The 21,377-nt window shown below is 72.2% G+C and carries 19 protein-coding genes; 9 read left to right on the top strand and 10 right to left on the bottom strand.

Annotated elements, in window-relative coordinates; genetic code table 11:
- Positions 1-1,146 carry a glutamate--cysteine ligase gene (locus QDS12_RS20820; protein WP_279882737.1) on the top strand — a complete coding sequence of 382 codons (1,146 nt, stop codon included), beginning with the start codon at positions 1-3 and terminating at the stop codon, positions 1,144-1,146.
- Positions 1,139-2,599 carry a glutamate--cysteine ligase gene (locus QDS12_RS20815; RefSeq protein ID WP_279882735.1) on the top strand — a complete coding sequence of 487 codons (1,461 nt, stop codon included), beginning with the start codon at positions 1,139-1,141 and terminating at the stop codon, positions 2,597-2,599. Before QDS12_RS20820 ends, QDS12_RS20815 begins: the two co-directional genes overlap by 8 nt.
- Here QDS12_RS20815 and QDS12_RS20810 read toward each other — a convergent pair.
- Positions 2,596-3,048, bottom strand: coding sequence for a hypothetical protein (locus QDS12_RS20810; RefSeq protein ID WP_279882733.1), 453 nt, complete (start codon positions 3,046-3,048; stop codon positions 2,596-2,598). The two genes, QDS12_RS20815 and QDS12_RS20810, sit on opposite strands and share 4 nt — an antisense overlap.
- Before the next feature lie 112 nt (positions 3,049-3,160).
- Here QDS12_RS20810 and QDS12_RS20805 point away from each other — a divergent pair, with 112 nt between their 5' ends.
- Positions 3,161-3,565, top strand: coding sequence for a universal stress protein (locus tag QDS12_RS20805; RefSeq protein WP_279882731.1), 405 nt, complete (start codon positions 3,161-3,163; stop codon positions 3,563-3,565).
- Positions 3,566-3,572: 7 nt separating this feature from the next.
- Here QDS12_RS20805 and QDS12_RS20800 read toward each other — a convergent pair whose 3' ends face one another.
- The 4 genes from QDS12_RS20800 to pseB are packed head-to-tail and all read right to left on the bottom strand — an operon-like array spanning position 3,573 to position 7,032.
- The gene (locus QDS12_RS20800) at positions 3,573-4,190 is read right to left on the bottom strand and encodes a pseudaminic acid biosynthesis-associated methylase (RefSeq protein WP_279882729.1); all 618 of its coding nucleotides are present in this window, start codon (positions 4,188-4,190) and stop codon (positions 3,573-3,575) included.
- 10 nt (positions 4,191-4,200) lie between these two features.
- Positions 4,201-4,920: a glycosyltransferase family protein gene (locus QDS12_RS20795; RefSeq protein WP_279882728.1), complete on the bottom strand. Its 720-nt coding sequence runs from the start codon at positions 4,918-4,920 to the stop codon at positions 4,201-4,203.
- The gene (locus tag QDS12_RS20790; protein WP_279882726.1) at positions 4,917-6,041 is read right to left on the bottom strand and encodes an aminotransferase class V-fold PLP-dependent enzyme; all 1,125 of its coding nucleotides are present in this window, start codon (positions 6,039-6,041) and stop codon (positions 4,917-4,919) included. Before QDS12_RS20790 ends, QDS12_RS20795 begins: the two co-directional genes overlap by 4 nt.
- A 1-nt stretch (position 6,042) precedes the next feature.
- Positions 6,043-7,032, bottom strand: coding sequence for a UDP-N-acetylglucosamine 4,6-dehydratase (inverting) (gene pseB, locus QDS12_RS20785; RefSeq protein ID WP_279882724.1), 990 nt, complete (start codon positions 7,030-7,032; stop codon positions 6,043-6,045).
- Positions 7,033-7,050: 18 nt separating this feature from the next.
- Between pseB and QDS12_RS20780 the strand changes: the two genes are divergently transcribed.
- Positions 7,051-8,535, top strand: a complete 1,485-nt coding sequence (locus tag QDS12_RS20780; RefSeq protein ID WP_279882722.1) for a bifunctional UDP-2,4-diacetamido-2,4,6-trideoxy-beta-L-altropyranose hydrolase/GNAT family N-acetyltransferase — start codon at positions 7,051-7,053, stop codon at positions 8,533-8,535.
- Positions 8,536-9,073: 538 nt separating this feature from the next.
- A complete protein-coding gene (locus QDS12_RS20775; protein ID WP_279882720.1) occupies positions 9,074-9,292 on the top strand; it encodes a hypothetical protein in 219 nt (72 codons plus the stop codon).
- Between the two features lie 12 nt (positions 9,293-9,304).
- On the opposite strand, the gene pseI is transcribed toward QDS12_RS20775, so the two are convergent.
- Positions 9,305-10,366, bottom strand: coding sequence for a pseudaminic acid synthase (gene pseI, locus QDS12_RS20770; RefSeq protein ID WP_279882718.1), 1,062 nt, complete (start codon positions 10,364-10,366; stop codon positions 9,305-9,307).
- A gap of 58 nt (positions 10,367-10,424) precedes the next feature.
- On the opposite strand from pseI, the gene QDS12_RS20765 reads away from it, so the two are divergent.
- The 3 genes from QDS12_RS20765 to QDS12_RS20755 all read left to right on the top strand — a co-directional run bounded on the left by QDS12_RS20765 (position 10,425) and on the right by QDS12_RS20755 (position 14,509).
- Positions 10,425-11,000, top strand: a complete 576-nt coding sequence (locus QDS12_RS20765; protein WP_279882716.1) for an HhH-GPD-type base excision DNA repair protein — start codon at positions 10,425-10,427, stop codon at positions 10,998-11,000.
- 99 nt (positions 11,001-11,099) lie between these two features.
- Positions 11,100-12,662 carry an RNA polymerase sigma factor gene (locus tag QDS12_RS20760; protein ID WP_279882714.1) on the top strand — a complete coding sequence of 521 codons (1,563 nt, stop codon included), beginning with the start codon at positions 11,100-11,102 and terminating at the stop codon, positions 12,660-12,662.
- Between the two features lie 104 nt (positions 12,663-12,766).
- The gene (locus QDS12_RS20755) at positions 12,767-14,509 is read left to right on the top strand and encodes a bifunctional diguanylate cyclase/phosphodiesterase (protein ID WP_279882712.1); all 1,743 of its coding nucleotides are present in this window, start codon (positions 12,767-12,769) and stop codon (positions 14,507-14,509) included.
- 9 nt (positions 14,510-14,518) lie between these two features.
- Here the strand turns inward: QDS12_RS20755 and QDS12_RS20750 are convergent, their stop codons facing one another.
- The 3 genes from QDS12_RS20750 to QDS12_RS20740 all read right to left on the bottom strand — a co-directional run bounded on the left by QDS12_RS20750 (position 14,519) and on the right by QDS12_RS20740 (position 16,139).
- Positions 14,519-15,349: an EamA family transporter gene (locus QDS12_RS20750; protein WP_279882710.1), complete on the bottom strand. Its 831-nt coding sequence runs from the start codon at positions 15,347-15,349 to the stop codon at positions 14,519-14,521.
- Between the two features lie 13 nt (positions 15,350-15,362).
- Positions 15,363-15,839 carry a DUF456 domain-containing protein gene (locus tag QDS12_RS20745; protein ID WP_279882708.1) on the bottom strand — a complete coding sequence of 159 codons (477 nt, stop codon included), beginning with the start codon at positions 15,837-15,839 and terminating at the stop codon, positions 15,363-15,365.
- A gap of 72 nt (positions 15,840-15,911) precedes the next feature.
- Positions 15,912-16,139 carry a hypothetical protein gene (locus tag QDS12_RS20740; RefSeq protein WP_279882706.1) on the bottom strand — a complete coding sequence of 76 codons (228 nt, stop codon included), beginning with the start codon at positions 16,137-16,139 and terminating at the stop codon, positions 15,912-15,914.
- 332 nt (positions 16,140-16,471) lie between these two features.
- Between QDS12_RS20740 and QDS12_RS20735 the strand changes: the two genes are divergently transcribed.
- Positions 16,472-18,538 (top strand): DNA topoisomerase IV subunit B, encoded by a 2,067-nt coding sequence (locus tag QDS12_RS20735; protein WP_279883498.1) that lies wholly within the window; start codon positions 16,472-16,474, stop codon positions 18,536-18,538.
- A 227-nt stretch (positions 18,539-18,765) separates the two neighbouring features.
- Here the strand turns inward: QDS12_RS20735 and QDS12_RS20730 are convergent, their stop codons facing one another.
- Complete coding sequence (locus tag QDS12_RS20730; protein ID WP_279882704.1) at positions 18,766-21,363, bottom strand: LuxR family transcriptional regulator; 2,598 nt, start codon at positions 21,361-21,363, stop codon at positions 18,766-18,768.
- Positions 21,364-21,377: the final 14 nt, after the last annotated feature.

Here is a 21,377-nt window from a genome sequence, read left to right as displayed (position 1 = left end):
ATGGACGTCCGAACCGTGGGGGTCGAGGAGGAGCTTCTCCTGGTCGACCCGGACACCCGCGCGGTCAGCTCTCGATCGGCCGAGGTGCTCAAGGCGAACCGCGAGCACGGCAGCGGACGCGATCCGCAGACCTCCAGCGACGAGCTGGACCAGGAGCTGTTCCTGCACCAGATCGAGACCCGTACCGACCCGACCACCGACCTCGACGACGTCGCGCGGCAGCTCGTCGCCGCCCGACGGACGGCGGGGGAGGCGGCCGTCTCCGCCGGCCTCGGCGTGATCGCCTGCGGCATCGTCCCGATCGAGGGCAGCGAGCCGCAGGTGTCGCCCAACGAGCGCTACCGCGCGATGGTGGAGACCTTCGGGGAGACGGCACGCAACGGCAGCACCTGCGGCACCCACGTGCACGTCGCCATCGACTCGCCTGAGGAGGGCATCGGCGTGATCGACCGGATCGCGCCGTGGTTGCCCGTCCTGGTCGCGGTCGGGGCGAACTCGCCGTTCGCGGCCGGGCGTGACACCAACTATGCCTCCTGGCGCTCGCAGGCGTGGATGCGGTGGCCGAGCGCCGGCGCGACGGAGGCCTTCGAGTCGGTCGAGGGCTACCGCGAGGCGGCGCGGATGCTGCTGATGACCGGGGCCGCCCGCGACGAGGGGATGCTCTACTTCGACGCCCGTCTGTCGGTGACCCAGCCGACGGTGGAGATCCGCGTCCTCGACGCCTGCACCGACCACGAGGACGCCGTCCTCGCCGCCGCCCTGGTCCGCGGGCTGGTCGTGACCGCCGCCCGCGAGTGGGCGGACGAGTGGCCGCTCGACCGGTGGCGCGCGGAGCTGCTCCGGGCCAGCCATTGGCGGGCCGCGCGCATGGGGCTGAGCAACACCCTGGTGCACCCGCGCGAGCGCGAGCTCCGCCCGGCCCGCGAGGTGCTGGAGGCGCTCGTCGATCACGTCCGCGACGTGCTCGAGGAGGCGGGCGACCTCGACCGGGTGGTGGAGGGCGTCGACCGGGTGCTGCGGGCCGGCGGGGCGAGCCGGCAGCGGGCGGCGTACGAGCGGGGCGGGAGCATCGAGAGCGTCGTCGACGACCTGCTCTCCCGCACCGAGGAGACGTGGAAGGGTGGGGAGGTGGCCACCGATGGGTGAAGAGGTCGAGGAGCAGGAGTTCGGCGGATCCGACCGGGCCCGGTTCCGGGAGAAGCTGCGCCGCAGCCTGGACGTCCTCGCGCGGATGCTCGAGGAGCAACGGTTCGACGCGACCGACCCGATGACCGGGCTGGAGGTCGAGCTCAACCTGATCGACGAGGCCGGCCTGCCGGTGCTGCGCAACGACGAGGTGCTCGACGCCATCGACCACCCGGACTTCCAGACCGAGCTGGCCCGGTTCAACGTCGAGGTCAACGTCCCGCCGACCGCGCTCCACCACGGCGGTCTGGCGCGACTCGAGGACTCGCTGCGGCAGCGTCTCGACGACGCTCGCAAGCGCTCGGCGGGCGAGGGTGCCGACCTCGTGATGATCGGCATCCTGCCGACGCTGGCCCCCGAGCACCTGCAGTCGCAGAGCATGAGCACCGATTCCCGCTACGCGGTGATCAACGACCAGGTGCTGGCCGCGCGGGGGGAGGACATCCGGATCAGCATCGAGGGTGCCGAGCGCCTCGACATGGTCACCGACACCGTGCTCCCCGAGGCGGCGTGCACGAGCACCCAGTTCCACATCCAGGTGCGCCCGGACAAGTTCGCGGCCTACTGGAACGCCTCCCAGGCGGTCTGCGCCCTCCAGGTCGCGGTCGGCGCCAACTCGCCCTACTTCCTGGGCAAGGAGCTCTGGCGCGAGACCCGGATCCCGCTGTTCGAGCAGTCCACCGACACCCGCAGCGAGGAGCTGCAGGCGCAGGGCGTGCGACCCCGCGTGTGGTTCGGCGAGCGCTGGGTGACGTCGGTCTTCGACCTCTTCGAGGAGAACCGGCGCTACTTCCCGGCGCTGATCCCGCTCCTCGACGACGAGGACCCGGTCGCCGTCCTCGGCGCCGGCGGCACGCCCGGGCTGGCCGAGCTGCGGCTGCACAACGGCACGATCTACCGGTGGAACCGACCGGTCTACGACGTCGCCGACGGCCTGCCGCACCTGCGTGTGGAGAACCGTGTGCTCGCGGCCGGACCGACGGTGACGGACACGATGGCCAACGCGGCGTTCTACTTCGGGCTGGTCCGAGCGCTCGCGGAGAGCGAGCGCCCGCTGTGGTCGCGGCTGCCCTTCAGCGTCGCCGACGACAACTTCCACGACGCGGCGCGGCGGGGCATCGACGCCGAGGTCCACTGGCCGGGGCACGACCGCGTCGCCGCGACCGAGGTCGTGCTGCGCCTTCTCGAGCCGGCGCGCGAGGGCCTGCTCGACTGGGGGGTCGACCCCGCTGACGCGGACCGGCTGCTGGGCGTGATCGAGGAGCGGGCGCGGCGCCGGGTCAACGGCGCCGAGTGGCTCGTGCGACGCGTCCGGGAGCGGTCGCGCGACGGCCGCCGGGCGGCCCTCCGGGCGACGCTCCTGGACTATCGCGAGCGGATGCACACCGGCGAGCCGGTCCACACGTGGGACTAGACGTCTCCCGACGGTGCCGGGGAGCGGCGGCGCATCCTGGCCCAGTGGGTCTCCAGGCCACTGCGCGGGTCGCGCCACCCGTGCCGGTTGACGACCACGTAGACGAGCGGCCGCGCGGCCTCGCCGAACGCCTGGCGGGCACCCGCGAGCCACGCCGCGTCGACGTCCTGGTCCACCAGGTCGCCGGGGCGGGTGAGCCAGACCAGCGGCGTACCCGCCAGGGCGGCCCGGCGCACCATCGCCGCGACGATGTCGGCGCGCAGCGCCTGGTCGGTCGGCTCGTCGGGGCGCACCGGGTGGACCGCGTCCCGTACGCCGGGCAGGCCGACGTGGAGGATCGGCAGGTGGTCCTGACGGTGCTCGGCGACGGCGTGGTCCATCACCGCCTGCCGCAGCGCTCGGCGCAGCGGCGTCGCCAATGGCTCGACGAGCCCCGCCTCGTGCATCATGGCCGTCAGCCTGCCCGACGGCGTCGCGGCGCGCCGACGCCCTCCACAGGCTGCCCTACGGGCATCGAGGTTGTGTAACGTGGATCACACTGCCGAACAAAGGGAGGTCCGGATGGCAACGGTCGTCGTCGGCTACGTGGCGAAGCCCGAGGGTGAGGCCGCGCTCGAGAGAGCGGTGCAGGAGGCCGAACTCAGAGGGCTGAAGCTCGTCGTGGTGAGCTCCGCCCGTGGCGGCCCGGACTACGACGAGAAGGCGGCGATGGAGCAGGACGCCGCGCTCGACGAGGTCCGTCACCGGCTCGACGCCAAGGGAGTGCCGTACGTCGTCCGACAGCTCGTCCGCGGCTTCGACCCGGCCGACGACCTCATCAGCATCGCCGAGGCCAACGCCGCCGAGCTGCTCGTCATCGGGCTGCGGCGGCGGTCGCCCGTCGGGAAGCTGATCCTCGGGAGCAACGCCCAGCGGATCCTGCTCGACGCGCACTGCCCGGTGCTGGCCGTGAAGGCCGGCGACTGACCCCTCGTCACTTCTCCAGCAGGAACCAGGTGATGTCGTCCTGGGGGAACTGCGGGTCGCGCCGGTAGGCGAACCCGTAGTCGACGAGGCGGAACTCCGGGTGCCGGTCGAGCATCTCGCCGGCGAAGTCGCGCTTGAAGAGCCGGTCGTCGTGCCCGCGGTAGGGGATCGCGACCGGCGACGGGTTGTAGTACTCGGCGATGAGCACGTAGCGCCGGCTGGCGTCGGCGAGCGTGTCGTAGACCCGCGGCAGCTCGTCGGGGTTGATGTGGATGAGGACGCCCTTGGTGAACGCCAGGTCGGCCGGCTCGGACGGCCTGAAGTCGAGGATCGAGCCCTCGTGCACCTCCGCGCCGCCCCACTCGCGGAGCGCGTCGGCGGCGGTCGGGTTGATCTCCACGGCGGCCAGGCCGGCGTGGGGGAGCAGCGACCGGAGCGCCCGGAGGTTCATGCCCACGTTGGCGCCCAGCTCGAGCACCGAGGCCACGCCGGCGGCTCGCTCGAGGATCCTGCCGAAGAACGCGAAGTTGGCCGCCAGGTAGGTCGGGTCGACGTTGCGCTCGATGTAGTCGGCGCCGAACTCGCCGGCCCAGAACTCCTCTTGCGGGGTCAGGTAGGTGCCCATGACGGGGACCCTAGTGCCCGAGCTTCTTCTGCTCCACGTGCGCGTTGATGGCGACAAGCTCGGGGTGCGACTCCAGGACGGCGATGATCTGCTCGGCGTCGAGGTCGGCCGCGTCATGCTCCTCGATGAGGCGGCGGATCAGCTCGTAGTCGTCGGCGGTGTCGAGCGTGACGCGGAGGCGCGAGGCGTCGCCGTCGCGCCGGACCGTGAGAAGGGGACGGCGGCCGGAGTAGAGGTAGGGCGTGACGTGCTCCCGCTCGGCGGGCTCGCGCGCGTGGCGGTCGGCGTCGAGGAGCGCGGCGGTGCTGAAGACCTCGAAGTCGAAGCCGCGCGGATAGCTGCGCTCGAGGGCGTTGGACACGTAGAGGTCGGGGTCGCCGGCCTCCTCGAAGGCCTGCACGCCCCGGGCGACGACCGCTCCGTCGATGAGCGGGCAGTCCGAGGTCACCCGCACCACCGTGTCGAGGCCGAACTGCCCTACAGCCCCGGCGAAGCGGCCGAGCACGTCGTGCTCGCTGCCGCGGTGGACGGGTGCGCCGAGTGCCACCGCGGCCTCGACGATCGGGTCGTCGGTCGTGTTGGTCGTGGTGGCGACGTGGACCGCCAGCCCGGCCCGCTGGAGGCGCGTGACGTGGTGGGCGAGCATGGTGGCGCCGCCCGCGCTCATCAGCACCTTGCCGGGCAGCCGGGTGCTGGTCATCCGGGCCTGGGTGATGACGCCGACCGTCATCGAAGTGCCCTGACGACGCTCTCGACGACCTGGTCGACCTGGCTGTCGGTCAGGTCGGGGAAGAGGGGGAGCGAGAGCTCCTCCGCGTAGAAAGCCTCGGCGTTGGGGCACAGCCCGCGCCGGTAGCCGGCGTCGGCGTAGACCGGGTGCCAGTAGACCGGGATGTAGTTGACCTGCACGCCGATACCGTCGGCCCGCATCTTCTCGAAGATCTCGCGCCGGCGCCCCTCGAGGACCCGGAGCGGGTAGAGGTGCCAGACCGGGTCGACGCCGGCTCGCTGGACCGGGGTCCGCACCCCGGCCACCTCGGCGAAGGCGGCGTTGTAGCGGGCGACGATCTCGGCGCGTCGACGCTTGAACTCCTCGAGCCGGCGCAGCTGGGCGAGGCCGAGGGCGCAGGCGATGTCGGTCAGCCGGTAGTTGAGCCCGAGCTCGTGCACCTCCTGGTGCCACGGGCCCTCGTCGGGGAGGCGGAACCGGGCCGGGTCCCGGACCAGGCCGATGAAGTGGAACTCGTGGGCGCGTCGGGCCAGCGCGTCGTCCTTGAAGACGGCCGCGCCACCCTCGCCGGTGGTGAGGTTCTTCGTCGGGAAGAACGAGAACGTCGTCGCGTCCGCCAGGTCGCCGATGGGACGTCCCGCCGACGTGCCTCCGATCGAGTGGGCAGCGTCGGCCAGCGTCAGTGCCCCGACGCGGTCGGCGAGCGGCTGGAGCGCGGAGTAGTCGGCGGGGTGCCCCGCGTAGTCGACGGCGGCGACGACCTTCGTCCGCTCGGTGACGAGCGGCTCGACCGCGGCCGGGTCCAGCAGCGCCGTGTCCTCCTCCACGTCCGCGAAGACGATGGTGGCGCCGAGGATCGACGCGGTCGAGGCGGTGGCGACGAACGTCATCGGCGTGGTGACCACCTCGTCGCCAGGGCCGAGGCCGATGCCGGCGTACGCCGTGTGGAGCGCCGACGTCCCCGAGGTGGTCGAGACCGCCCGGTGGCCGCCGGCCAGGTCGCCGACGGCGGCCTCGAAGGCGGTCACGGCCGGGCCGGTGGTCAGCCAGTCGCCGCGGAGGATCTCGGCGACCGCCTCGATGTCCTCGGCCGAGATCGACTGGCGCCCGTAGGGCAGCACCTCAGAGGCCGCTCTCGAGGACGCGCCGGATGTCCTCGACGCCGTACCAGATGTCGTTCTTGTCCGAGGCGCAGTGGAAGCCCTCCGGCACCGGCTTGGCGTCGGTCATCGGCCGGTAGCCCCACTGCGGGGTCTCCGGCTCGATCACGTAATACTTGCCGTCCTGGATGATCACCGCGCGGCGGCCCTCCTCGGGGCTGATCATCTCCTCGTGCAGCTTCTCGCCCGGCCGCAGGCCGATGTCGACCAGCTCGGCGCCGGGAGCGACCGCCTCGGCGAGGTCGACGACCTTGTGCGAGGGGATGTGGGGCACGACGAGCTCGCCGCCCTGCATCATGTCGAACGTGTCGACCACCATCTGCACCGCTTCGGGAAGGGTGATCAGGAAGCGGGTGCAGCGCAGGTCGGTGATCGGCAGCTTCTCGCCCCGCGCCGCCATCGCCCTCCACTTGGGGATGATCGAGCCGCGCGAGCCGGTCACGTTTCCGTAGCGCACGACCGAGAAGCGGGTCGGGTACGACGCCGCGTAGTTGTTGCCCAGGATGAAGATCTTGTCGGCGGTCAGCTTCGTGGCGCCGTAGAGGTTGATCGGGCTGGAGGCCTTGTCGGTCGACAGCGCCACGACCTTCTTCACGCCGGCATCGATCGCCGCCTCGACGACGTTCTCGGAGCCGAGCACGTTGGTCTTCACGAACTCGAACGGGTTGTACTCGCCGGTGTCGACCTGCTTCAGCGCCGCCGCGTGCACGACGTAGTCCACGTCGTTGAGGGCCCGCGTCAGCCGCTGGCGGTCGCGGATGTCGCCGATGAACCAACGCAGTCGCGGGTCGTCGTCGAACAGGTGCCGGCACTCGAACTGCTTGAGCTCATCGCGCGAGAACACGACAAGACGGCGCGGGTTGAGGTTGTCCAGGGCGTAGCGGATGAACGCCTTCCCGAACGAACCGGTCCCGCCGGTGACGAGAATGCTGGACTCAGCGAGGATCGACACGGCCCGTATCCTAGGCCGGTGCCTCAGCGTCGCCTCGTCGTGCTCTGCCATGCCGGGGCTGAGCACGGGATGGGGCACCTCATGCGGTCCGTCGCCGTCATCGAGGAGGCGCTCGCGCGCGGGTGGTCAGTGCGGCTCTCCGGGTCGCTGACACCCCCGGCCCGCGCGCTGGCGGAGCGGCTCGTCCCGCAGGCACGCCTCGTCGGCGACTGGCTCGGGGACCCGGGGAAGGAGGCCCCGGACGTGCTGCACGTCGACTCCTACGTGACACCCTCCCTGCCCGAGGGGCCGTGGCTGGTCAGCAACATGCAGGACGGCCCGTTCGGCGTCAGGGCCGCCGACCTGGCGATCGACGCCAACCTCGGCGCCGAGGAGCGGCTCGTCGCGGCCGATGCCCCGTCGGTCCTGGCCGGGGTCAGCGCGATGGCCATCCGCGAGCAGGTACGCCGCCAGCGCGATGTCGTCGTGGACGCTGGCGAGCGGCTCCGGGTGCTCGTCGTCGTCGGCGGGACCGACCCGTTCGGGCTGACGACCGTGGCGGTCGCCGGACTCGGCACGATGCGCACCCCGCTCGACGTCACCGTCGTGACGCCTCCCGACCAGCGGCCGGCGCTCTCGCGGCTCGCCGAGTCGTCGCCGCACCGGGTCGACCTGGTGCCGTTCCTCGACGACCTGCCGGCCGTCGCCAGGCGGCACGACCTGGTCGTCGGGGCCGCCGGCACCTCGGTCTGGGACTTCGCCTGCATGGGCCTGCCGATGGCGCTGCTGTGCGTCGCCGACAACCAGCAGGCGGGATACGAGGCGCTGGTCGGCCGCGGTCTCGCCTTCGGACTCGGCCACCCGCCGCACGACGACCTCGACGAGCGGTTCCGCGCCCTCGACGCGGCGCTGGCCGACCGGGCCCTCCTGGCCGGCTTGCGCGACCGGGGACGGGAGCTCGTCGACGGCCTCGGAGCGTGGCGGATCGTGTCGGCGTGGGAGCAGCTGCTCGACGTACCGCCGGGGAGCGCGGACGACCACGGCCTGACCGTCCGCCGTGCCACCCTCGACGACGCGCGCCTGCTCCTCGACTGGCGCAACGACCCGCAGACCCGGCGTGGGTCCCGGTCGACCGACGAGGTGGCCTGGGAGGACCACGCCGCGTGGCTCGGCGGCGTGCTCGCCTCTCCGTCCCGCCGGCTGCTCGTCGTCGAGAAGGAGGGCTCGCCCGTCGGGACCGTCCGCTGGGACCACCTCGGCGGGCGCGACTGGGAGGTCTCGATCACCGTCGCCCCGGCGGCTCGGGGTCGTGGCCTCGCCCTGTCGATCCTGCGGGCGGGCGAGTCCGCCCTCGACGTCGACGGACCGGCCCGTCTGGTCAGCGCCGTCCACGCCGACAACGCCGCCTCCCGCCGGCTCTTCCAGCGCGCCGGCTACCTGCCGCTGACCCCGCCCGACGGGCAGGGATTCGCGACCAGCAGCCGCTGGTCCTTCGCCCCGGTTCGTGATCGGCTCCCTTCCTGACCGACGCCGCGTCGAACGCGAGGAGCCCCGCCTTGTCTCAGATCAGGACTCGCACGAAAGCGTGGGCCGAGCGCCTGCGGGCCAAGTGGACGCGCTGGCGGAAGGTGCGCAAGGGGCCGAAGATGGACGACCCCGACACGCTCTACGCGTTCTGGCGGCAGCCCGCTCCCGACGGCAACGCTCCGACCGCCTACATCGGGCCCACCGGCCGCAGCGAGGCATTGCTCGAGCTGGTCGCCGACCTGCCCACCGGATCGCGCGTGCTGGAGGTGGGCTGCAACGTCGGCCGCAACCTCGCTCATCTCGCCGACGCTGGCTACGAGGTGGTTGGGATCGAGATCAGCCCGCACGCGGTCGCGCTCCTGCGCGAGACCTATCCCCAGCTGGACGATGCCGAGATCCACCTCGGCACGGCCGAGGAGATCCTGCCGACGCTCGCGGACGACAGCTTCGACCTCGTCTTCACGATGGCGGTGCTCGAGCACTCCACCCGACCTCGCAGGTCGTCTTCGACAAGGTCTCCACCCTGGCGCCGCAGGTGCTCGCGATCGAGCCGCCCGGCAACGTCACGCACCGGCAGGCCCCGCACGACATCCGTGCCCTCTTCGAGTCGAGGGGCATGCGGCTGGTCGCGAAGGTGCCGATGTCAGGGCTCGAGGGCACCAAGGGCGACCCCGCGATCAACTGGTACGACGCCTACCGCTTCGAGCGTGCCGACGCGGACAGCCGTCGCCAGCGCCGGTCCGCCTGGTCGTAAGGCGGGACCGGGTCAGAGCACGTCCCACGTCAGCGGCGTCCCGCGGCTGACGTCGCGGCTGAACCGCCGCCCCTCGACGGCGGAGAACTCGTCGGGCGCCAGGCCGCCCGCCGGCCGGATCGAGCGGACGTTGGCCGCCGTGACCTCGTCGCCGGCCGCGACGTCGGCGACGACGTAGAGCGACCGGCGCAGCGCCAGCACCGCACGCTCCTCGTCGGTCGGTCCGAACGCGACGCCGCTGCGGACGCCGAGCCGGGCCTGCTCGGCGGCCGTGACGAGGGTCGCGAGCTCGTCGGGATTGAGGGAGAACTCGGAGTCGACGCCGCCGTCGGCGCGGTCGAGCGTCACGTGCTTCTCGATGGCGACCGCGCCCAGGCCGGTGGCGGCCACCGCCACGCCGACGCCCGGCGTGTGGTCCGACAGGCCGACCGGGAGGTCGAAGGCCTCGCGGAGCACGGCGATGTTGCCGAGACGGGCCTCCTCCGGCCGCGCGGGGTAGGCAGCGGTGCAGGCCAGCAGCACGATCTGGCTGTTGCCGGCGCCGCGGATCGCGTTGACCGCGGCGTCGATCTCCGCCAGCGTCGCCATCCCGGTCGAGACGACCATCGGCTTTCCGGTCCGCGCGATCTCACGCATCAGCGGCAGGTCGATGATCTCTGCCGAGGCCGTCTTGTAGAGGTCGACGCCCAGGTTCTCGAGGAACGCCACGGCCGTCGGGTCGAACGGCGTCGAGAACGGGATCAGGCCGCGCTCGCGAGCGCGGTCGAAGATCGGCCGGTGCCAGTCCCAGGGGGTGTGCGCCTCCTGGTAGAGGCTGTAGAGGTTGCGGCCGCCCCACAGCCCGTGGTCGCCCTTCACCCGGAACGGCTCGGTGTCGACGTCGATGGTCAGGGTGTCGGCGGTGTAGGTCTGGATCTTGAGCGCCGTGGCGCCGCCGGCCGCGACCGCGTCCACGATCCGCAGGGCCCGGTCGAGGTCGCCGTTGTGGTTGCCCGACATCTCGCCGATCACGAAGACGGGCGCCCCGGCGCCGATCGTGCGGTCGGCGACCTTGATCTCCTGCGACTTGCTCATGGCGCGAGCCTAACGGCGCCGTGTCCCGCCGAGCCGCGCGTGCGCGATGATGGCTCGCATGGCCATCCAGATCGCCCAGGACCCCGTCGCCGACCGGCTGCTCGCCGAGGACCCCTTCGCGCTCCTCGTCGGGATGATGCTGGACCAGCAGTTCCCGATGGAGCGGGCCTTCGCGGGCCCCGCCAAGGTGCTGGACCGGTTCGGGAGCCTCGACCCGGCGCGGATCGCCGCCGCGGACCCGGAGGCCTTCTCGGACCTGTGCCGGCGACCCCCGGCGATCCACCGCTACGGCGGTGCGATGGCGGCCCGGCTCCAGGAGCTGGCCGGGGTCGTCGCCACGCAGTACGACGGCGACGTGACCCGGCTGTGGAACGAGGCCAGCAGCGGCGCCGACCTGCTCGAGCGGGTGATGGCGCTGCCCGGCTTCGGCAAGCAGAAGGCCCAGATCTTCGTCGCCCTCCTGGCCAAGCAGCTCGGCGTACGTCCGGAGGGATGGGAGGCGGCGGTGGGTGCCTACGCCGAAGATGGGTACCGGTCGGTCGCGGACGTGGTCGACGAGGAGTCGCTGCAGAAGGTCCGCGCCTACAAGCAGGAGAAGAAGGCTGCGGCGAAGGAAGCCGCAGCGCGCGCGTGAGCGGCTGGTGACGTAGGTTCGCGAAGCCCGTGGCAGAATGGGTACGCGGCTCTTGACGTATCCGGGCCTTGCCGCGCCCCGAAGCCACTTTCACGAGAGGTGTTCGTGTCCTCGAACGCACGCAAGATCCCCGCCGAGGTGCTCAGCCACCCGGCAGTCGTGTCGCTCATCGACCGGGCCAGGCCCACCGGTCGCGTCACGCCGGAGGAGGTTCGACAGGCGACCGAGCAGGCCGCCGTCGAACCTCGACACCTCAAGGCGCTCCTCGGTCATCTGATGACGCTCGGGATCTCGGTGGACCTCGGTGCGCCCGGCGTGAAGGCGGCCGCGGCGACGTCGGCCACCAAGAAGACGACGACCGCGAAGACCGCCGCCAAGAAGCCGGCGGCGAAGAAGGCAGCCGACGAGGCACCGGCGAAGGCGGCTCCTGACGCGGAGGCCGACGACGACGGCGACGACGCCGAGCTGGAGGACGTCGACATCGACGCGCTTGCGCTCGAGGACGACGCCGAGGTCGCTGACGACGCCGACGAGGCCGACACGGACAGTGACGACGCCGACAGCGAGGGCGGCGCGGCCCCGGCCAAGGTCGGCCCCGACGGCAAGAAGGTGCTCCCCGACATCTCGGACGACCAGTTCGAGAAGGACGTCGCGAGCGACCCGACCATCGCCGAGGACGAGAAGGAGGCCTCCTTCGTCGTCTCGGCCGCCGACGACACCGACGAGCCCGAGCAGCAGGTCATGGTCGCCGGCGCGACCGCCGACCCGGTGAAGGACTACCTCAAGCAGATCGGCAAGGTCCCGCTCCTCAACGCGGAGATGGAGGTCGAGCTCGCCAAGCGGATCGAGGCCGGCCTCTTCAGCGAGGAGAAGCTGGCCAAGGGCGGCAAGATCACGCCGAAGCTCCAGGAGGAGCTCGAGTGGATCGCCGAGGACGGCCGCCGAGCCAAGAACCACCTGCTCGAGGCAAACCTCCGACTGGTCGTCAGCCTCGCCAAGCGTTACACCGGCCGCGGCATGCTGTTCCTCGACCTGATCCAGGAGGGCAACCTCGGTCTGATCCGCGCGGTCGAGAAGTTCGACTACACCAAGGGCTACAAGTTCTCGACGTACGCCACCTGGTGGATCCGACAGGCCATCACCCGCGCGATGGCCGACCAGGCCCGCACCATCCGCATCCCGGTGCACATGGTCGAGGTCATCAACAAGCTGGCCCGCGTCCAGCGCCAGATGCTCCAGGACCTGGGCCGCGAGCCCACCCCGGAGGAGCTGGCCAAGGAGCTCGACATGACCCCGGAGAAGGTCATCGAGGTCCAGAAGTACGGCCGCGAGCCCATCTCGCTCCACACGCCGCTGGGCGAGGACGGCGACAGCGAGTTCGGTGACCTCATCGAGGACTCCGAGGCGATCGTGCCGGCCGACGCGGTCAGCTTCACGCTGCTGCAGGAGCAGCTGCACGCCGTGCTCGACACGCTCTCCGAGCGCGAGGCGGGCGTGGTGAGCATGCGCTTCGGCCTGACCGACGGTCAGCCGAAGACGCTCGACGAGATCGGCAAGGTCTACGGCGTCACCCGCGAGCGGATTCGGCAGATCGAGTCCAAGACGATGTCGAAGCTCCGCCACCCGTCGCGGTCCCAGGTGCTGCGCGACTACCTGGACTGATCCCAGCCTGTTCTCACGCGCCCCGGCTGCACCCGCAGCCGGGGCGCGTGTGATCTGTGCCGCGAAATGCCTTGGGTCGTCCGCATCCCTGCCGATAGGCCCGCATGTCCCTCGTCCGTGCGCTGTGGCGTCAGCTCGCCGCCAGCAAGCAGCACCCGGCGGTGGCGACGATCCCCGTGGTGGCGTTCACGACGGGCGCGATGTATCTCTTGGGCTCCGCCTGTGGCCTCCTGCTGGTCGTCGTCGATCCGCCGGGCACCCATCTCCTCTGGCTCACGCTGGCACCCGTGTTCGGCCTGGCCGCCGGTGCCGTGACGCTCCGGTTCGGGCGCCGCTTCCCGCGGTGGATGTTCCACGTCTGCGTGGTCGGCGGCAACGCGCTGACCACCGCCGAGATCGTCCTCGGGCGGGGCACGCCGGTGGCGGGCGCGACGATGGCGATCTACCTCTTCGTCGTCCTGGACGCGGCCTTCTTCTTCCCGCTCCTCGGCGTGGCGCTGCACATGGCGCACGTCCTGCTCGTGACGACGTTCGTGCTGCCGCACGTCGGGATCCCATGGCAGACGGTCGTCACGTTCAACGGCGTGTGCATCGGGGTCGCGCTCGTGGTCGCGTCCATCTCGCGTGCCGCCGACGCCGCCGAGGAGGACCCGCTCACCCACCTGGCCAACCGGCGCGGCCTGGACCGCCGGCTCCGGGAGGCGTTGGACCGGGCGCGCACGGACGGCATGCGGCTCTCGCTCGTGCTCCTCGACCTCGACGGGTTCAAGGAGATCAACGACCGCCACGGGCACCAGCGTGGCGACGAGCTGCTCAAGATGTGCGCGCAGCGGTGGCGGTCGGTCGCACCCAAGCACGTCGTCATCGGGCGGTACGGCGGCGACGAGTTCGCCATCGTCGTACCCGGCGGGACCCTCGGGTCGGCCGCCGACCTCGCCGACGCGCTGCGTGAGGTGCTGGCCCCCGACGTCGCCGCGTCCGCCGGCGTCGCCGCGTGGGAGCCGGGCGACTCCGCCTCGATGCTGCTCAGCCGCGCCGACGTCGCCCTCTACGACGCCAAGGCGGCCGGTCGCAACCAGACCGCCGTCTACGGCGACCCCGGACGTGCCTCGAGCGAGCTCGAGACCGCGATCCGGCGCGGGGAGCTCGTCCTGCACTACCAGCCGCTGGTCCGCCTCACGGACCGCGCGGTGGTCGGGGTCGAGGCGCTGGTCCGTTGGGCGCACCCGAGCCGCGGTCTGGTCCCGCCCCTCGAGTTCGTCCCGCAGGCCGAGCGGACGGGCGCCATCCGGTCCCTGGGGGCGTGGACGCTCGACGAGGCGTGCCGCGCGGCGGGGGAGAGCGACCAGCAGCTCGCCTCGGTCTCGGTCAACGTGTCGGTACGCGAGCTGCGTGACCCCGACTACGTCGGCACGGTGCGCGAGACGCTCGCGCGCTACGGGCTTCCCGGCTCACGCCTGATGCTCGAGGTGACCGAGGGCATCTACGACGAGGGCGACCCACAGGTCGTGCGGACGCTCCACGAGGTGCGCGCTCTCGGCGTGCGGATCGCCATCGACGACTTCGGCTCCGGCTACTCCTCCCTGCGGTGGCTGGACCGGCTGCCGCTGGACGTCCTGAAGATCGACGGCACCTTCATCGACAGCATCCAGGAGGGCTCACCCGAGGCGCCGATCCTCGAGGCGATCGTCGCGATGGCGCGTTCGCTGGGCGTCGACGTGATCGCCGAGCGGGTGGAGACCGAGCACCAGGCGCGCGTGCTCGCCGGCCTCGGGTGCGACCTCGGTCAAGGCTTCCTCTTCGGGCGTCCCGAGCCGTTCACCGTCGACCAGCCGGTCGCCGGCTGAGGGTTGTCGTCAGCCGGCGGCGACCAGGGTCACGGCGATCGCGCACAGGCCGAGCCCGATCGCCTGGGCGCGGTGGACGTGCTCGCGGAGCACGGTGATCGCGAGCAGGACGGTCGCCGCCGGGTAGAGCGCGGCGATGACGGCCGACACGGTGAGCATGCCGTGGTCGAGGGACGCCAGGAACAGCGCGAGCGCAGCGGCGGCGAGGACGCCGGTGCTGGTCGAGAGTGCGGCCGTCGCGTTGCGCGGCACCCAGTCGGCCCGGGCGGCGACCGCGCCGACGACGACCACGGCCGCACCGACGAGCAGGCTCAGCGCGACCGGCCAGAAGCCGTCCGCGTCGGGCGCCTTGGCGATGGCGGCGAAGCCCACGCCGAAGCCGCACCCGGCCAGGATGCCCTCGGCGAGCCCTGACGGGCCGGTGGTGGCGCTCCCGGACGGCTCACGGGCGACCAGGAACGTCGCCGGCACGGCCAGCACGATGCCGGTCCAGACCAGCTCCGACGGCCGGTCCCCGGTGAGGACGCCGACGGCGGCCGGCACCAGGGCCGCCAGCACACCTGACGCCGGCGCGACGACGCCCATCCGTCCCGAGGAGAGGCCGCGGTAGAGGAAGGTGAGGCCGATGCCGCTGCCGACGCCCGACAGGACGCCCCACGCGGCGCCCTCGAGGCTCAGCGAGCCGCCGTCGACCAGGGCGAGCAGCACCAGCGCGGCGCACCCGGTGATCTCCGAGCAGAACGCGGCCGTCCAGGGCGGGATGCGCGAGGAGATCACACCGCCGATGAAGTCCGAGGTGCCGTAGGCGAGCGCGGAGAGGAGGGCGAGGAGGACGGCCATGGGAGACAGCACCCTAGGTGGTGCCGACCCCCACCACCCAGGCCCCGGCCGCGAGGAGCCCGAAGAGCAGCTCGATGAGGATCGACAGGCCCGCGGCCTTGAGGGCGTGCTTGGTCGACGGCCACGCCTGGGCGTGCCCCAGCCGTCGCAGCTCCGCGAGGAAGATGCCCAGGACGAAACCGAGGAAGAGGCCGACGACCGGCACGACGAAGAACCCCACGATCCCGAGCGCGGCACCGGCCAGCTGGGTCGACAGGGGGATGCCGACGTCCTTGAGGCGCCGGCCGGGGACGAGGTACTTCACGATCGCGCCGGCCATCAGCAGCAGGGCCGCGGCCGCGAAGACCAGCCAGGCCGTCGTACCGCCCGTCTCGGAGGCCCAGAGCAGGATCGCGCCGCCGACGATCAGCGTGCCCGGCAGGACCGGGACGACGGTGGTCGCCAGGCCCACGGCGATGGCGAGCGCGACGACGATCTCGATGCCGGACACGGGCCCACCCTAGGGAAGCAGAAGGCCCCGGACACCGTCCGGGGCCTTCTTTGTCTGTCAGGGTCTGTGGGCTCAGTGCTCGTCGTCGGGCGCCGGCGCAGGGTTCTTGGTGAGCTTGTGGGTCTCGTCGACGAAGTTCACCGCGATCTCCTTGAGCTTGTCACCGTGCTCGCGGGCGTGGTGCGCGCAGAAGAGGAGCTCGCCACCGGACTGGAGCTCGACACGAAGGTATGCCTGGGCCCCGCAACGGTCGCAGCGGTCCGCAGCCGTCAGCTGGGAGCTGGCAACGGCAGTTGTCACATCGGCCTCATTTCTCGATCTGTCGGTGACAGGTGCAACGTAGTCGCGGGGTTGAAGATTCCCCAGGGACTGTGTCACCCACCACCTCCATCCAACCATGGTCCTGCGTCGGGTTCATCGCCATTCCGTGCCCCGAACGTCGCTGTCCGGGTACCCAGTCTGACGAGTGCGCCACGGATCCGCTTGCGGTTTCGGCCCACGAGCGCCGATCGTGTCCGCTTCGTGACGTCTGTGCCTCTCCGCGTCACGCTAAGCCCCCTCTCAACGCGCGTCCCTGCACCGTCGTGCGGCGTGTCGCAGGTAGATTTCCGGTATCCACCCGCGCTAGGAGCATCACGATCGACAGCACGTACAACGCCGCCCACCTCCTCGTCCTCGAGGGCCTGGAGGCCGTTCGCAAGCGTCCCGGTATGTACATCGGCTCCACGGACACCCGTGGCCTCATGCACTGCGTGTGGGAGATCATCGACAACGGCGTCGACGAGGCCCTGGCCGGCCACGCCGACCGGGTCGAGGTCACGCTGCACGCCGACGGCTCCGTCGAGGTCTACGACAACGGACGCGGCATCCCCACCGACAAGGAGCCGAAGACCGGCCTCCCGGGCGTCGAGGTCGTGGCGACCAAGCTGCACGCGGGCGGCAAGTTCGGCGGGTCGTCGTACGCCGCCACGGGTGGCCTGCACGGCGTCGGCCTGTCCGTCGTCAACGCGCTGTCCTCCCGCATGGACATCGACGTCGACCGGTCGCCGTCCCGCCAGGGCCTGAGCTTCCAGCGCGGCGTGCCCGGCGTGTTCGACGCGGACGGTCCGGCTGCCGGGTTCACGCCCCAGAGCGGGCTGACCCGCAAGGGCGCCCGCGTCGCGAAGGGGAAGTCCGGGACCCTCATCCGGTTCTGGCCCGACCGGCAGATCTTCACCAAGGACGCCAAGTACGTCTGGGACGAGCTGATCGGCCGAGCCCGGCAGACGTCGTTCATCGTGCCCGGCCTCGAGCTGGTCATCCGCGACCTGCGCGAGGACACCCCGGTCGAGGAGAAGTTCCGCCACGACGGCGGCATCGCGGAGTTCGTCGACTTCCTCTCCACCGGTGACCCGGTCACCGAGGTGCTGCGGCTCCAGGGCTCCGACACCTTCACCGAGACGGTGCCGATGCTCGACGACAAGGGGCACATGACGCCGCAGGACGTCGAGCGCGTGCTCGGGGTCGACGTGGCGCTGCGCTGGGCCAACGGCTACGACACCGAGCTGCGCTCGTTCGTCAACGTGATCGCCACGCCCAAGGGCGGCACCCACGTGAGCGGCTTCGAGAACGCCCTGACCCGCACGTTCAACGACGCCATGCGGGCCGCGAAGGTGCTCAAGGTCAACGACACCGACGTCATCAAGGACGACGTCCTCGAGGGCCTGACCGCCGTGGTCACCGTGCGCCTGGCCGAGCCGCAGTTCGAGGGCCAGACCAAGGAGATCCTGGGGACGCCGGCCGCGCGGACCGTCGTACGCAAGGTCGTGGCGGCAGAGCTCAAGTCGTTCCTGACCTCGACCAAGACCAAGGAGAAGACGCAGGCCAAGCTGGTCATGGAGAAGGTGCTCGGCGCCTCCAAGACCCGCATCGCGGCGCGCCAGCACAAGGAGACGCAGCGACGGAAGAACGCGCTGGAGTCCTCGGCGCTGCCGGCCAAGCTCGCCGACTGCCGCGCCGCCGACAACGAGCGCACCGAGCTCTTCATCGTCGAGGGCGACTCGGCGCTCGGCACCGCCAAGCTCGCCCGCAACAGCGAGTTCCAGGCGCTGCTGCCGATCCGCGGCAAGATCCTCAACGTGCAGAAGGCGTCCGTCGCCGACATGCTCAAGAACACCGAGTGCGCCTCGATCATCCAGGTCGTCGGCGCGGGATCGGGCCGGACGTTCGACCTCGACGCCGCCCGCTACGGGAAGATCATCTTCATGGCGGACGCCGACTCCGACGGCGCCCACATCCGCACGCTCCTGGCCACGCTGTTCTTCAAGTACATGCCCGAGCTCGTGGCCGCCGGCCGCGTCTACTCGGCCGTCCCGCCGCTGCACCGCATCGAGCTGTCCAACCCGAAGAAGGGGATGGACAAGTACATCTACACCTACACCGACGACGAGCTGCAGCGGAAGCTGGCCGAGCTGAAGAAGCGGAACATCGCGGTCAAGGACAACCCGCAGCGCTACAAGGGTCTCGGCGAGATGGACGCCGACCAGCTGGCGGAGACGACGATGGACCCGCGCCACCGCACGCTGCGCCGGCTCACCGTCGACGACGCCGAGGGCGCCGCCGGAGTGTTCGAGCTGCTGATGGGCTCGGACGTCGCGCCGCGCAAGGAGTTCATCGTGGCGGGTGGCGGGAACCTGTCCGAGGAGGACCTGGACTTCTGAGCGCCGGTCAGTCGCGCAGCAGCGACCGCCGGGGCTGCTGGGCGGTCGGCACCGGGGTCGGCATGGTGCCCGGGCTCGGCGCGGGCGCGCAGGCCGCGTCGGTCGAGGATGGCTCGTGGCTGGGTCGTGGCTGGGTCGGTGCCGCCGTTGTCGTCGATGCGGTTCGCCACGGCCGGGCCCGCGAGGAGCATGGTGAGCAGGCCTGCACATGCTGGGCGGGCCGGTGCCTACCTTTCGGCGGGTACGACGCCCAGGCGGCCGGCCACCTGGGCCGCCTCGCGCCGGGTCGTCACGCCGAGCTTGGCCAGCACGGCCGACACGTGGTGGTGGACCGTCCGCGGCGAGATGACGAGGCTCTCCGCGATCTCTCCGTTGCTCAGCCCCATCGCGATGAGAGCCAGCACCTCCTGCTCCCGGGCCGTGAGCCCGGCCGGGTGCGCCCGGGTCGCCGCCCGCGGCCCGACGCTCACCTTGGCCAGGCCGCGCTCGCGCATCCGGCGCCTGGTCAGCCGGGCGGCCGGACCGGCCTCGAGCCGGTCGAACCTGTCGAGGGCCGCGCGGAGGTCGTCGTCGGCGCCGCCGTCCCACGCGGCCAGGCCGGCCTCGTAGACGCAGCCGACCTCCTCCCACGCCCGCGCCGCGGCGGCGTGGTCCCCGGCGAGCGAGTGGCGGACGGGCAGGGGCAGCGACTCGTCAGCCAGGCCCTCCGGCCGGGGCAGGTCGAGTCGCCGCGCCCACACGGCGAGCGACCCGCCGAGCGGCCGGTTGACCGATGACGCGAGCGGGAGCACGTCCCCCAGGAGCCGCGCGGCCCGGCCACGGTCGCCGGCGAGCCAGTGCGCCTCCGCCCGAGGCAGGACCGTCTCGACGAGCCACGTGGGCTCGCCCGTCGCCCGCGCGTGGCCGACCGCCTCGTCGAGCGCCTGCTCGCCGCTCCGGTCGCCCCGCCGGACGAGGCTCAGCCCGCGCGCGACCAGCGGGGCGAAGCGGTTGGACGGCGACAGCGTCGGCCGGGCGAGCAGCTCGCTCGCGACGGCCTCCGCCTCGTCCCAGCGGTCGAGCCGGGTGAGCATCAGCGCGCGGGACCCCGCCAGGCAGACGCCGTACGTCGACACGTCGTTGTCCTCGCAGAAGGCGGTGCCGTCGAGGTAGGCCCGCTCCGCGGCGGCGTAGCGGTGCTCGTCGACGAGCCCCGCGACGAGGTTGGCGTAGGCGCGCCCCGCCTGGTCGTCGAGGCCGGCGGTGACCGAGATGGCGAGGGCCTGCCGGAGGGCGCCGTCCCACTGGGGGTCGCCGAGCGTCATCAGGACGGTGCCCCGGTTGTCGAGCGCGTCGGCGAGCACGTCGGGGAGGCCGAGCCGCCCGGCCAGCATCTCGGCCCGGTCGGTGAGCCGGAGCGCCTCGTCCGGGTGACCCTGCTGCAGCTCGTGCATCCCGTGCAGGACGAGCGCCCGCGCCACCTGCTCGGACTCACCGAGCGGCTCGAGGAGCTCCAGGGCGGCCCCGGAGAGCCGGTAGGCCTCCGGCCCCTGGTTGAGCCGCCACTTCACCCGCGCGAGCCGGCGCAGCGCGTCGCCCGCGTCCCGGACGTTCCCGATCTCGCGGTAGAGCGCGTGCGCCGTCTCCCAGGCCGACGCGGCGTCGGCCCACCGGTCGAGCAGGGAGAGCTCGGCCCCCAGGGCGGCGTGGAGCGAGGCCCGCCGACCGGCGTCGAGGCCACCCGCGAACCGCAGCGCCCGCTCGTACTGGGCGGCCGCCTCCCGGTGCGCACCGAGACCGGCGGCACGCCGGCCGGCGAGCGGTGCGAACCGCAGCACGGCGTCCGTGTCGTGGGCGCCCTCGGCCTGGTAGGCGAGCAGGGCCTCGTCGTCGATCTCGTGCGCGATCATCGCCGCCAGGAGGCGGACGTGGAGGTCGCGGCGCCGGTGGGCCGGCAGCTGGCGCTGCACGGCGATCCGACCCAGCTCGTGCCGGAAGCGCAGCCCGGTGGCGTCGCTCCGCAGGATGCCGGAGTCGAGCAGCTCGTCGAGGTGGCCGGAGGTGGCACCGGAGGCCGTGCCCAGCAGGTCGGGGTCGATCTGCGCGCCCGCGACGGCGGCCGCCGCCGCGACGTGCCGGGCCGGCGTCGAGACGCGGGCGAGCCGGGCCAGGACGATGTCACGGGCCGCGGGCGGCAGCGCGTGGTGGCCGTTGCGGATCACCTCGGTCACGAAGAAGGGATTGCCGGCCGTCAACCGGTAGACCTGGCTGGGCTCGTGACCGCTCCCGCGCGCGAGCCGTCCCACGGCGGCCGCCGAGAGCGGGCCCACCTCGATGCGCCGCGTCGTGCGCTGCAGGGCCAGGTCGCCGAGGAGGAGGCGAAGCGGGTCGGTGGCGCCCAGCTCGTCGTCGCGGTAGGTGACGACCAGGAGCGACGGGGTCCGGCCGATCCGGCGGCCGAGGAAGCGCAGTAGGTCGAGGGTGGACTCGTCGGCCCAGTGAGCGTCCTCGACGACGAGCACCGTGGGCTCGGCCGACAGCGTGTCCAGCAGCAGCGCGAAGAGCCGGTCGCGTGGTGCTCCCCGCCGGCAGGCCTCGAGCAGGTCGCCGCCCAGCTGGCCGGCGGCGTCGAAGAGCGGGGCGAGGGGCCGGGGCGTCGACAGCCCGTCGCACGCGCCCTCCGCCCAGCGGAGGTCGCGGGCACGCCGGCGCAGCTCCGCGACGACGGTCGACTTCCCGGCGCCCGCCTCGCCGGCGACCAGCACCAGCCGGCCGTGACCGACGCGGGCGTCGGCGGCATAGTCGGAGAGCGCCCCGAGCTGCGGCTCCCTCTCCAGGACCTCCATCTCGTCCACTCTCC

This window comes from Nocardioides sp. CER19, from assembly GCF_029846275.1.
In the GTDB taxonomy this organism is placed as follows: Bacteria; Actinomycetota; Actinomycetes; order Propionibacteriales; family Nocardioidaceae; genus Nocardioides.
The sequence above is the reverse complement of the archived record's forward strand: the minus strand, read 5'-3'. Positions and strand labels throughout refer to the sequence as shown.

Coding starts and splice junctions, on each gene's coding strand:
- QDS12_RS20820 (WP_279882737.1), top strand. CDS start 1: ATGGACGTCCGAACCGTGGGGGTCGAGGAGGAGCTTCTCCTGGTCGAC.
- QDS12_RS20815 (WP_279882735.1), top strand. CDS start 1,139: ATGGGTGAAGAGGTCGAGGAGCAGGAGTTCGGCGGATCCGACCGGGCC.
- QDS12_RS20810 (WP_279882733.1), bottom strand. CDS start 3,048: ATGATGCACGAGGCGGGGCTCGTCGAGCCATTGGCGACGCCGCTGCGC.
- QDS12_RS20805 (WP_279882731.1), top strand. CDS start 3,161: ATGGCAACGGTCGTCGTCGGCTACGTGGCGAAGCCCGAGGGTGAGGCC.
- QDS12_RS20800 (WP_279882729.1), bottom strand. CDS start 4,190: ATGGGCACCTACCTGACCCCGCAAGAGGAGTTCTGGGCCGGCGAGTTC.
- QDS12_RS20795 (WP_279882728.1), bottom strand. CDS start 4,920: ATGACGGTCGGCGTCATCACCCAGGCCCGGATGACCAGCACCCGGCTG.
- pseI (WP_279882718.1), bottom strand. CDS start 10,366: ATGAGCAAGTCGCAGGAGATCAAGGTCGCCGACCGCACGATCGGCGCC.
- QDS12_RS20765 (WP_279882716.1), top strand. CDS start 10,425: ATGGCCATCCAGATCGCCCAGGACCCCGTCGCCGACCGGCTGCTCGCC.
- QDS12_RS20755 (WP_279882712.1), top strand. CDS start 12,767: ATGTCCCTCGTCCGTGCGCTGTGGCGTCAGCTCGCCGCCAGCAAGCAG.
- QDS12_RS20750 (WP_279882710.1), bottom strand. CDS start 15,349: ATGGCCGTCCTCCTCGCCCTCCTCTCCGCGCTCGCCTACGGCACCTCG.
- QDS12_RS20730 (WP_279882704.1), bottom strand. CDS start 21,363: ATGGAGGTCCTGGAGAGGGAGCCGCAGCTCGGGGCGCTCTCCGACTAT.